Raw genomic sequence first — 11,667 nt, forward strand, 5'->3', positions numbered from 1 at the left:
CCCTTTATTATTACAAGATAATAACCTTTGCGAACAAAATAATTATCAATTCACTTTTGTTTTTAATGTTTTTCCCATTATTATATATGGAACATCATTTTTACTTGGATGGAATGGCTCCAATATATTTACCCACTCTAATCTTTCATATAACGAACGCGCTTTTTCATTATTTATTTGCGTTGTTAAAACACTCGTTCTATTTGAAATCCTTTTTAGTAATTCATTATGTAATTTTGTTCCAAGACCTTCATTTTGATATTGTGGATGAACTGCTAACTCTACAAATTCAAAACAATCTTGTAACCACTCTTCTACTTGCTCTAGATTCAACGCTTCTCTCATTAATTGATTATAGTACTGTCCTTCTAATGAGCGATAACCATAAGTAAAACCAACCACTTCATTTTCATCATTTATTGCTACTATACCTTTAAAATCTGTATATTCTACATGTCTTTTCATTCGCTCAATTATTTCATTGAAATTTGTTTTCTCAAATGCTTTACAATATAACTGTGCCATATTATTGATTAAAACCTCATCATTTTCAATACGTAAAAATTCCATTCTACTTTCCCCTCCTATTAAAACCGATAAATCATTCAACTTTTATATTTATTTAAAAATAAAGAAACTTCAAACTATTAATCTCTCTTCTATTAAACTACGAATACATCTATATTTTCCACAAAAAAAATAATATACATGTATAAAAAGAAAAACATCTGTAAAATATACAGATGCTCTTCTTTTTATTTTCTACTTTATCTATTAAATATCAAAACTTATTCTCATTAAAAAATAAAAATTACTTAAGCCATTTGTTACAATTACTAATTAGTTGCTGTAAATCCTCTAGGAATCGACTCGCATGATACCCATCACAAACCGAATGATGTACTTGCAATGAAACTGGTAACATAACCTTATTCTCTTCGTTAAAATATTTCCCACAAGTTATAATCGGTAATAGAAAATCACCCTCATTATTAATATTTAGATTAAATCCAGTAAAACTAGCCCAAGGTATGCTAGAAATCGGAAAAACATTGGGAGGAATGTTTTCTTTCGTGAAGAGACCATGAACATTAGTATACAACCTCATATCCTCTTGATAGTTTCTATAGAAAATGTGAAAATCACTAGAATAATCCGTCCATATACTTGAAAAAGATTTATCATCTTTATGGAAGATTGTATAACTTGGGATCATTTCCTCCCAATATCCTAAAGCTCCTTCCTCATTAAAAGATGTTCGAAATTCTTTATGATTATTTACTACTTTAGAAATTAAGTATATAAAAACGGGATAAAATTTTATTCCCTTTTGATGTAATTCCTTTAATAACCTTGTGATATCAACATGCACAGTCATACTAAATGTACATTTCAACTTTAGATAATGTTCAAAATACTGCTTTCTATTCCATTTTTCTCTGTCAATTACATGAAACTTCATTTTAATAGCCTCCTAAAATTTTCTTTTTATTTTAGAAGGCTAATTTCCTTGCTTTCACCATAATTGTTCACTCCTAACAGTTTACATTTCACACTAATTGTTTATTTAATTATATAACATCTATAAGAATCCATTCACATATTTATGGAAACCTATCCACATACTATAAATAAATCAAATGAAATTTGGAGGATTCATACATGAATAACAAAAATGTAAATAAAAAAGAAAATGTTACCGAAAACGCTACACCTATTCAAAATAATAATACTGCAAATCTTAATATCGAAGAACAAGCAATGAACGGCTTATATGGAATGCCAGAAACTGCTATTGAAGATGCTGATCATACTACATCTGATGATTTAACTTCAAAAAATTAATTACATTGAAAAAAGCCCAGGAAAATATCCTTGGCTTTTTCAACTATGCATCCACTTTTTGTATCTCTTCACTCTTTCTCGAAAGTTTCCCTGGCCAAAAAGCAAAGCGACCTAAAACAACTGTAATTGCTGGTACAAGTAATGGTCTTACAATAAACGTATCTAGTAATACACCAATTGCAGTTACAATACCAAATTGAACAAGAACTTGAATTGGAAGTGTACCTAATACCGCAAAAGTTCCTGCTAAAATTAAACCTGCTGATGTAATGACACTACCTGTTTGTATAACCCCATTTTTTACTGCAGCCAAATGATTTTGTGTCTTTCTGTTTTTCCATATTTCTGAAACCATAAAGATATTATAATCTTCACCTAAAGCAACTAGAAATACAAATGCGTATAAAGGTATTGCGCCTTGAATGGCCGGTGCTCCCATACCGAAGTGAAGTAATATCCATCCTGCTCCTAATGCAGAGAAAAATGATAAAACAACTGTTACAATTAAATAAATCATCGCGACAATTGATCGTAAGTAAACAAGTAATAATAAAGCTATAATACTAATCATTACTGGAATAATAACCGCTTCATCACGTTCTGTAATTTGCTTTGTATCATATAATGAAGCTGTTTCTCCGCCAATCCATAGTTGATCTTCAGCTTTGGTAACCCCAGCATCTTTTAATACTTTTTCTACATGGATTTTCAATTTAGGGATTTGATCTAACGCTTCAATTGAGTATGGATTTTCAGCTAAAGAAACCTCATACATTTTAATTTGCTTATTTTCTTTCCCATCTTTTGGCTCTTTAACTGTTTTTACGAAAGAGAATTTCTCTAGTTCTTGTTTCATAGGAAGCTCTTTTCCTTTCGTATCAACAACAACTTTTACTGGCGCTAGTTCACCAGCTGAAAAATGATCACTAATTAACGTAAACCCTTCGCGTGAAGGCATATCCTTTGGAAACGATTCTAATAAATCATACGTGTATTGAATACGTGGTACAAATGATGCCAATCCACCTAATACAAATACAGTAAGCATAATGATTGTCCACGGTCTACGTACTACAACATCTCCAAGTTTTTTACTAAAGGCACCTTTTGATTTTTTAACTTTTACTACTTTCTTTTTCCTTCTTGCTAATTCCTCATTCATCGAAGTTGTTCTCGGTACAAACGGGAAGAATGCAGCTCTACCGAAAATTAATAATAACGCTGGTAAAATTGTTAAAGCAGCAATTCCCATTATGAATACAGCTACACTAAATGGCACTGCAAACCGATGAAAGGCACCATAATGAGCAAGTAATAATGTTCCTAATCCAAGTACAACAGTTAATGCACTCATTATTATTGCCCCGCCAGAAGCTTTAATTGCAAGTTGCAACGCCTTATATTTGCTTTCTTCTTCTAACAAGTACTCCCGATATCTCGAAATTAAAAATAAGCAATAGTCCGTTCCAGCACCAAACAATAACACTGTCATGATTGATATCGCTTGGGCATCGACTTTAATCCATCCGTGATCAGCTAAAAAACCGAGTGTAGGACTAATAATACCGTATGCAAAGCCAACAACAAGTAAAGGTAAAATTGCTAAAATTGGTGAACGGTATAGCAAAATTAATAGGACTAATACGAGTAATACAGTAGCAACTAATAATTTTACATCTGCTTGACTAAATAAACTAACTGCATCTGTTTGAATGCCTACTGGTCCAGATAATCGAACATGTAATCCAGAATCACTTATTTTTTGTTTAAATGGATCTACATCCACCTTACTATTCACTATCTTTCTTAAATCATCAAGATTTCCTTTTAATATATCTGTTCCAGCTGACTTGTTAAAGAATACTGGTGTAACAAATGATGTACCATCTTTTGATGCACTTTTTGATAATGCTTGTTCCGGGATTGTATCAAATGGTGGTAACGTTGATTGTTCCTTTAAAGGACTAGCTTTTAACTCTTTATAAACGTCTTGTATGAGTTTATAATCCTGCGACTGTAATCCACCATCTCTATACCATACTACTAATAAAGGATTCCCTGCATTATTCGGAAACTCTTTTTTCATAAGTGCTTCCGCTTGCTGCGACATAGCTGTTTCAGGTAAATTTTTCGGATTCGGTTCTTTCGTATTGTTTACTTGTGGTAACGTAAATGAAAGTACTAATGTAATAAAAATCCATACCGATAAAGTTATCCATTGTGTATGCTTCCCTGCTACAAACCTCCCTAACATATGTAACCGGTGCTTTTTCATAAAACCCACCTTCCTTTTCTCTTCCACTATTAATTATATATACTGGTCGGTTAATTAATCAAGAATGAATAAAAATTTGTGTTATAATTATCTTAACAATACATGTCAGGAGCGAATAGATTTGGAACAAAAACAACGTCCTCTTGGAAGGCCTCGTCAAAATAAAAATACAAAATCTACAAAAGAAACCATTTTGGAAGTGGCAACTCGGCTATTTCTTACTCAAAATTATCAAGTCGTTTCCATGGATGAAGTCGCAAAAGTTTGTGGTGTTACGAAAGCAACCGTCTACTATTACTATTCAACAAAAGCAGATTTATTTACTGCTACTATGATTCAAATGATGGTACGTATACGCGAGAATATGTTTCAAATCCTTTCTACAAATAAGACTTTAAAAGAAAGATTATTGGACTTTGCTAAAGTATACTTACACGCAACGATGGATATTGATATGAAGAATTTTATGAAAGATGCAAAACTATCTTTATCTGAAGAACAATTGAAACAATTAAAACATGCTGAAGACAACATGTATGAAGTATTAGAAAAAGCACTCGATAACGCGATGCAAATTGGAGAAATCCCAAAAGGGAACGCTAAGTTTGTGGCTCATGCATTCGTATCTTTATTATCAATTGGGAATTTTAAAGATGAGAATCACAATCCTATTCTTACAAATATAGATGAATTAGCACAAGAAATTGTTTCTTTTTATTGGAACGGATTAGGCCGTTAATATGAATAGATTCCATTTAATAAAAAAAACATGTTTAAAAAATTCAAACATGTTTTTTTATTATTTATATACTCGTACTTAAATTATATTTTAGCACTATTTAACAAAAAAATTTCACTTCCTACCTTTACAACTTTTGAATTTGAATATTTATATTTCCCTTACTTAATCCACCATGATAACAAACTACAGATTCAATATCTAAATTTAAATACTTCTTCAAAGACTGCTGCGCTTCTTTAATATTTAAAGTTGTTGGGGCGTGAATTCCTCCTAACTTTCCATTCACACTATACAGCGAGTCTCCTGCAATAAGAGTTTTACTTTGTTTCAAATATAAACTAATATGCCCCGGAGTATGCCCTGGAGTATGTAGAATTAGTATCCCACCGCAATATGGAAGTTCTTGCCCGTCAATCACAGTATCACTTACTTTTCCACTTGGTGGACTCTTTATTTGTCCATCCTTCAATAAAGGAAACTCCCCTTCAATATATGGTTTATCTAGCTCGTGTGCATAAACTTTAATATCGCTTACACCTTTCTCCAATAATTCAGGAAGGCTACCTATATGATCTATATCCTGATGCGTTAAAATCACAACTTTTAGCTTATCAAAAGATACCCCAACTCTCTCCATCTCTACTTGAATATCTTCAAATTGTCCAGGGAAACCAGTATCTATTAAAACTGCCATTTCATCATCCCATAAAAGAATTGGGTGAATTATAAATTCTTGAAACTCAAGTTGTAACATTTCTACCCCTTTTGCAATCTCCATATAGCAACTCTCCTTTATCCTGAAGTGTGAAAATATGTACGAGTAAACTGGAAATATAAAGCTCTACTATCTTATAATATGTTTTTTCATTCCAACAGAAAATGCCTGAAAACCTATAGATTCATAATAAGATTGCAACTTTTCCACACACATAAGTTGAGGAATAACCTTGTTTTGTTCGCAGTGATGGATTAATCGTTCTACTATTTCTTTTCCAATACCAATGGACTGATACTCTGGCAATACACAAACACCACAAATAATGCCTGTTATTACACCATCTGATATAATACGCCCCATCCCTACTAGCTTCTTATCATCAAAAGCATATATCGCATACCAACTTTGTCTACACATTTGTTCCAATTCATCCACCGTTAATTTAAGAGAATTCCATCCTAAAGATTCGTATAAGGCTAATAATCCATTAAAATCTGTAGGATGTTCACTTGTGTAGCGTATACTATTTTCCATGTAAATACTCCCTATTCTATAGTTTGTTAATGTTCCATAAAATTCCCCTTATGAAAATTGCGATTGACGTGAAAATAACTAGAACAAACTTCAATAAGAAAGATAGAATTCCTTCTCAATATAAAATAAAAAGAAGTTATCTCACTAGAGATAACTTCCTTTATATAAGACTCTCATTATATTATTAACCAAAAATTATACAACTGCATACGATTAGCACAAACAAAACTAATAAACCATTTGAAAAATAACCCATAGAATACTACCCCTTTATTAAATTATGTAAAAGATTTTATCATAAAATGATTTACAACATAATAACTAAAAAAGACATTGAATTCATTAGTTATATGTATTTAGTAATATTTTGTTTCCGTTTATATTCTTCTCCCCTAAAAGCATCCCTTATGCTCTTTTATTTTAATTCATTTAGTTTCAAAAACGAATTATAGTAAAAAAACGTTTACTATTATTAATTGAAATGCTTGATTAACAATAAAAATAGTAATAAAATATTTACTAAATGCATAAAGGAAGTGAAACAATGACCCAAAATGAATTATTAAATGAATACATGAATTTATTATTAAATATGTCGGGTACTTTCAAATTACTATCGGAGAAATCCTCTGAATTTACACATTTAGAGCAACACGTAGTAGAGTATATCGCCCAGCAAAAGGTGCCTGTAAATTTAAAAATGATTGCTAGTTATTTAAACATACCTAAACAGCAATTAAGTGTAACAGTACGTAACTTAGAACAAAACGGGTACATTGTAAAAAAGCAAGATACGGTAGACAAAAGAGCCATATTAATTTCTCTGACAGAAAAAGCTAAAAAAGTACATTATGAGAGATGGAAACAAATATATAATAATTTCACTCACAATCTTGAAAAACTAAGTGAAGAAGATCAGCGGGATTTAACTTACGGACTATATAAAACAAATATGCTGCTATCAAAAATGTTAAATAACGACTAAATATATTGTTTATTATTAAACGGAGGATGTTTTATGATTAAAAAATTAAATTTACAATCAGTACAAGGTACGATGCTTATTCCCTTATGGGGACGGGCATACGGTAGTGAGAAAAATAAGAATATTTTAGATGATACAGAAGCAATTCGAATTATTAAAGAATTTGATTTTGACTTTTCAACAATAGAAAATACATTTGGCGAATACGGATGTATTACTTACATTACCCGTGCACGAAAAATTGACGATACGATAAAACAATTCATAACAAAACACCCTAATGCTACTATAGTAAATATCGGTTCCGGACTAGACACTACTTTTTCTAGAATTGATAATGGAACGATACATTGGTATAATCTAGATTTGCCCGATGCCATTTCCTTTCGCAAAACTTTAATTGAAGATACATCGAGGAATACTAGTATAGCTAAATCATTTTTTGATACTTCTTGGTTTGACGATATAAAATATGATCCAAATGACGGTATTCTGTTCATATCAGCAGGCGTGTTTTATTACTTTAAAGAAGAAGATTTAAAAAAGATTGTAGTCGCTATGTCAAAACGTTTTCCTGGAGGCGAGTTATACTTTGACGCTGAATCAAAATTTGCCCTAAATCTTTCAAATGCTACAGTAAAAAAATCTGGTAATAATGGCGCTCTAATGTATTTTTATATAAATAATCCAAAGACATTAGAAAAATGGTCTCCAAACATAAAAGTATTAAGCTGCTCCCCTTTCTTTAAAAATATACCTACAAATAAAGGTTGGGATGGAAGTACGCGTATAATGATACGAATTGTAAACTTAATAAAGATGTTGAAGTTTGTTCATTTGCGGTTTGAGAAGTAACATATTAATACCTTATATAGTCGACTCCCCCACTTAGTACCTCTTAACGAGCTTAATTGAGTGGGGGCTTTTCTTAGTTCAAAGTTCCTTATAACTACCAACGAATTTGTCATAGAAAGGCTGAGCTAATTTTCTTTGTAACATGTTCCGCGAACTTCATCGCTTCTAACTAAAATATCTTTGCATTATGGTACACACACATACACCACTACCCCTTACTTTTTATTGTACAAAAACTAGAAGGCTTCCCTCTCTTTTCATTCCTTACATAAAAATCAGCACTACATATTTCCATTCTAAAGGGATTTTTTGATTATAGGATGTAAAATCAAAAAAGATTAATATATGATAAAATAGATACGAAAACTTTACACTTTACTTTCAACAATAAGGAGGCATGATCATGAAGGCGAATCTAAGAACAATAAAAGAACACTTAAACAGTGAGGAAGATATTCTTTCTACTCTCTACTGCGTAATACATTTTGGTTATATGAGCAGATCTGGTATTTTAGCTGCTACAAATAAAAAATTATTGTTCTGCTCTGATGCCATGTTTGGAAAAGGGCTAAAATGGGAATTCGAATACACTGAAATAGAAGATTTCAGTCATACGGATGGAGTTGTATTAGAGATGTCTGCGATCCCCTTTATCAAAAAAATAACTATGAACCATGGAGACGATTTTATTGTATTTGACAATTTTTCAAGCCCTCAAAACGTACAATCCTTTTTTGATTTGGTTCAATCCAAACAATAATCCTATCAATGCACATATTCTTATATATATTATATTCCTTGGCACGGTATAGCTTATAGAAACGTAAAAAGAAGGTTGCATTTGCAACCCTCTTTTTGCATGCCACAGAGTATATTAATATTATTAAATTTTTATAATCGAATAATAGGAATCATTTTACACTACTTTTACAACTTTATTCTTTAAAACAAACTTTGCAAATAAGAAACGCACAAGTGGCCCCATAATAATTAATTGCAACGGATACGCCATCATAAAGTTTTTAATAAAAATTGAGAAATACATTGAAACGAATGAGTCACCATGTAGTCCATTATGTAAATACATCATAGCCATACCGAAAAATGACATAAAGAACACCATTCCAATTACCATTGCTGTCGCCATTGCAATAATAATATTTATTTTCTTCGATTTATCAAACGGTAACATGAATACAATTTTTTTCGCACAAGGTCCAACGATACACATTTCAATTAATAGTGCAATAATGAATCCGATTAATAGTTCTAATGCGATCTCCTTAATATGAATTGGCCCTCCTGATCCATTCATTAGTAAATTGTAAAACGTCATTACGATAACCATCCCAAGGCACATCATCATACCAAATTGGAGGTTTTCCTTTCTTGTTGTTGGCAAAATTCATCATCCTTTCTCTTTGAGTCTTTGTCATTATATCGATATTGGAAACCCCTTCGTAAGTGAACATTTTGTGAACAAATTTAAAACGCTTTCACATTTTTCCTTTACTTTCATCCCAAATTCTCAATTTTACTTATAAAGGTTTTATATATTTCAATGTTGAACTACTACATTGAAACATTACTACTAGGAGGAGAACCATGAATGAACAAGGATTTTTCGTATATCATATCGTAACAAGGAAGAAAATGAAGATCGGACAGATCATTCAATTTAATAAAAATCAAACAAATACCCTATTCCACTTCTTTTTTGAAAGAGAACATTTAAATTCTAGTGGTAAAGATTCTATGCAAATTTTAAAAGAGCATTATACAAATGAAGAATTACATATAAAGAATGAAAATGCTACAGTAGTTATGAATTACATGGATCAAACAATTAGAGCCATTAGAGAAACGATTGTGGAAATGATTAGACTGCAAGAATATCCTAATTATCCGTCAAGATTGTCTTGTTTATATGCTGCTAAAAGCTATGAAGATGCTTTGAAATGGAAAGCGTTATTTGATTCTTACAATCGAGAAGTTTTGCAGATTGTTAAACTACGAGTAATCGGAAATTCTTTTGAAGGTGACGGGAATCTTTTACCGAAAGAAGATGCTATTCCTTTTTCTCAAAAAATGGAACAAGCTAGAGAATATTGGAAAGGAAATGTGAATAACGAACTCCCTGAGCTACTCATTAATGGCGAAATTGAAGTAGTCGAGATTATTGATGACTTTTCATAACTTCAAATTTAATTTCAAAAAGAGTATTGCACTTACTCTCAATACTCTTTTTGTATAATTTAATGCTATTTGATTAGATTTGTATTTTACAGATTATTCATTTCATAACCATTTACAAAAAACGTTATTGTTTCTAATTCATCTTCATTTAATTCTCTATCTATGTCTCGTTTATACGCTTCCTTTATCTTCCCTTCATCGCCTTTATGTATTTCAGTATAAGTTCCTACTGTTTTTAGTAAACGCATTTCTTGTAAAAACTCATCCCGATTTATAGCTGTCCCATGAGAAAGGATATAGGTTTCAGCATCAAATTTTTCTAATTCATCTATTAATGCAAACGTTCTTTTCGTCGTATAGTTCCACTTTGAAGAAAAGATATCTACATATATACAGTCTCCTAAAAATAATATCTTTTCTTCTTTCACGTAAATAACAACTGAATCATGTGCATGATCTCCGCCCACATGTTTTAACACACATGTCACTCCACCAAGGTCTAATTCAATTTGATCCTGGAACGTTAAGGTTGGAAGAATAATTTTAATATTTCTCGCTTTTTCTTCAAACTCTTTTTTTATGCAATCCGCACAAAATGCAATTTCAGTACCCTCTTTCACGCGTGCATCCAACGCTTCATCTGTCCATTCATAAGATACTATTGACTGCATTTCTTTTTTCGTTTCAGCGTGCGAAATAGTTAATGCATTCTGTAATACAGATAATCCAAAAATATGATCCCAATGCCAATGCGTTAGTGCTACAAAATCAGGATTCGATACATTTTTTTCTTTTAACATTTCTAAAAATAATTGTGCATGTTCCTCTGAATTCCCTCCATCGATCATTAACGTTTTTTCTTTTCCAACGACCATTCCTAATATAGGTCTATCTGTTTCAGAAACTGGTGTCATATACCAAAATGAGTTTCCTATTTTTTCAATTTGTTGCATTACAAAACCCTCCATTTACTACTACTCTCTTCAATTTCCACCACTTTAAATTTCTGCAATCTAACATAATAACTATTTCACTTTATTCATATACTGTTCTTGTACATGCTGCATTAAATCTCTCATCTTCTTTTCAGCAGGATGTTCTTGATTCTCTGGTACCTCTCTGCCATTTGCTGAAAATTTTTGAGAACATGCTGTACGAGTTACTTCTAAGTTTGCAACTGGAAATTCCCACGAATTTTCGCTTCTACTTCCAGTTGAAGCAAAGTGTATACAGCTCGAATCAATTTTTGTACGCTGACCTTCTTTATTTACTGTGTAATATAAATCGTTTACCGTGCCATATTTCATATTTTTTGTAGATGTCAAAGCAGTCCCGTCGGCTGCAAAAGTGACAATACTAAACTCCTCTTCCTTCGGTAACAACTTAGCACCAGGTACGTTGTACACAACAATCAAATCCCCTTCGTACTCTTCAGGAATTAAGTATATAGTATCTGTAGTTTCTTTACCAAAACTAATACATCCGCTTAATAAAAACATAAATACGATTCCGAAACA

General features: G+C 31.6%; 14 protein-coding genes. 6 read left to right on the plus strand and 8 right to left on the minus strand.

Going from position 1 to position 11,667, the window contains the following annotated elements; genetic code table 11:
* Nucleotides 1–45: 45 nt before the first annotated feature.
* Nucleotides 46–570: a GNAT family N-acetyltransferase gene (locus MR083_RS24665; RefSeq protein ID WP_000395071.1), complete on the minus strand. Its 525-nt coding sequence runs from the start codon at nucleotides 568–570 to the stop codon at nucleotides 46–48.
* 241 nt (nucleotides 571–811) lie between these two features.
* Nucleotides 812–1,462, minus strand: coding sequence for a type A chloramphenicol O-acetyltransferase (catA, locus tag MR083_RS24670; protein WP_000668545.1), 651 nt, complete (start codon nucleotides 1,460–1,462; stop codon nucleotides 812–814).
* 200 nt (nucleotides 1,463–1,662) lie between these two features.
* Between catA and MR083_RS24675 the strand changes: the two genes are divergently transcribed.
* On the plus strand, nucleotides 1,663–1,845 hold the full coding sequence (locus MR083_RS24675; RefSeq protein ID WP_001060704.1) for a DUF4021 domain-containing protein: 183 nt from the start codon (nucleotides 1,663–1,665) through the stop codon (nucleotides 1,843–1,845).
* Between the two features lie 43 nt (nucleotides 1,846–1,888).
* Here the strand turns inward: MR083_RS24675 and MR083_RS24680 are convergent, their stop codons facing one another.
* Nucleotides 1,889–4,120 carry an MMPL family transporter gene (locus MR083_RS24680; protein WP_000716608.1) on the minus strand — a complete coding sequence of 744 codons (2,232 nt, stop codon included), beginning with the start codon at nucleotides 4,118–4,120 and terminating at the stop codon, nucleotides 1,889–1,891.
* Between the two features lie 115 nt (nucleotides 4,121–4,235).
* Here MR083_RS24680 and MR083_RS24685 point away from each other — a divergent pair, with 115 nt between their 5' ends.
* Nucleotides 4,236–4,859, plus strand: coding sequence for a TetR/AcrR family transcriptional regulator (locus tag MR083_RS24685; protein ID WP_073569364.1), 624 nt, complete (start codon nucleotides 4,236–4,238; stop codon nucleotides 4,857–4,859).
* Nucleotides 4,860–4,986: 127 nt separating this feature from the next.
* On the opposite strand, the gene MR083_RS24690 is transcribed toward MR083_RS24685, so the two are convergent.
* Nucleotides 4,987–5,640 carry an MBL fold metallo-hydrolase gene (locus tag MR083_RS24690; RefSeq protein ID WP_000401486.1) on the minus strand — a complete coding sequence of 218 codons (654 nt, stop codon included), beginning with the start codon at nucleotides 5,638–5,640 and terminating at the stop codon, nucleotides 4,987–4,989.
* Nucleotides 5,641–5,706: 66 nt separating this feature from the next.
* Nucleotides 5,707–6,114, minus strand: coding sequence for a GNAT family N-acetyltransferase (locus tag MR083_RS24695; protein ID WP_000431728.1), 408 nt, complete (start codon nucleotides 6,112–6,114; stop codon nucleotides 5,707–5,709).
* A 544-nt stretch (nucleotides 6,115–6,658) separates the two neighbouring features.
* On the opposite strand from MR083_RS24695, the gene MR083_RS24700 reads away from it, so the two are divergent.
* The 3 genes from MR083_RS24700 (at nucleotide 6,659) to MR083_RS24710 (ending at nucleotide 8,714) form a co-directional block, all read left to right on the plus strand.
* Nucleotides 6,659–7,099, plus strand: a complete 441-nt coding sequence (locus MR083_RS24700; protein ID WP_242269980.1) for a MarR family winged helix-turn-helix transcriptional regulator — start codon at nucleotides 6,659–6,661, stop codon at nucleotides 7,097–7,099.
* 33 nt (nucleotides 7,100–7,132) lie between these two features.
* The gene (locus tag MR083_RS24705; RefSeq protein ID WP_242269981.1) at nucleotides 7,133–7,954 is read left to right on the plus strand and encodes a class I SAM-dependent methyltransferase; all 822 of its coding nucleotides are present in this window, start codon (nucleotides 7,133–7,135) and stop codon (nucleotides 7,952–7,954) included.
* 403 nt (nucleotides 7,955–8,357) lie between these two features.
* Nucleotides 8,358–8,714, plus strand: coding sequence for a PH domain-containing protein (locus MR083_RS24710; RefSeq protein ID WP_000646624.1), 357 nt, complete (start codon nucleotides 8,358–8,360; stop codon nucleotides 8,712–8,714).
* Nucleotides 8,715–8,870: 156 nt separating this feature from the next.
* On the opposite strand, the gene MR083_RS24715 is transcribed toward MR083_RS24710, so the two are convergent.
* Entirely contained in the window at nucleotides 8,871–9,356 is a 486-nt protein-coding gene (locus tag MR083_RS24715; protein WP_001143418.1) for a DUF2798 domain-containing protein, read from the minus strand.
* A gap of 203 nt (nucleotides 9,357–9,559) precedes the next feature.
* On the opposite strand from MR083_RS24715, the gene MR083_RS24720 reads away from it, so the two are divergent.
* Nucleotides 9,560–10,150 carry a DUF2441 domain-containing protein gene (locus tag MR083_RS24720; RefSeq protein WP_001005237.1) on the plus strand — a complete coding sequence of 197 codons (591 nt, stop codon included), beginning with the start codon at nucleotides 9,560–9,562 and terminating at the stop codon, nucleotides 10,148–10,150.
* Between the two features lie 86 nt (nucleotides 10,151–10,236).
* Here the strand turns inward: MR083_RS24720 and MR083_RS24725 are convergent, their stop codons facing one another.
* Nucleotides 10,237–11,103, minus strand: a complete 867-nt coding sequence (locus MR083_RS24725; protein WP_001184062.1) for an MBL fold metallo-hydrolase — start codon at nucleotides 11,101–11,103, stop codon at nucleotides 10,237–10,239.
* A gap of 72 nt (nucleotides 11,104–11,175) precedes the next feature.
* A partial coding sequence (locus MR083_RS24730; RefSeq protein WP_242269982.1) for a DUF6843 domain-containing protein occupies nucleotides 11,176–11,667 on the minus strand: 492 nt, incomplete at its 5' end.

The sequence above is a fragment of the Bacillus cereus group sp. BfR-BA-01408 genome (assembly GCF_022663305.1).
In the GTDB taxonomy this organism is placed as follows: Bacteria; Bacillota; Bacilli; order Bacillales; family Bacillaceae_G; genus Bacillus_A; species Bacillus_A pacificus.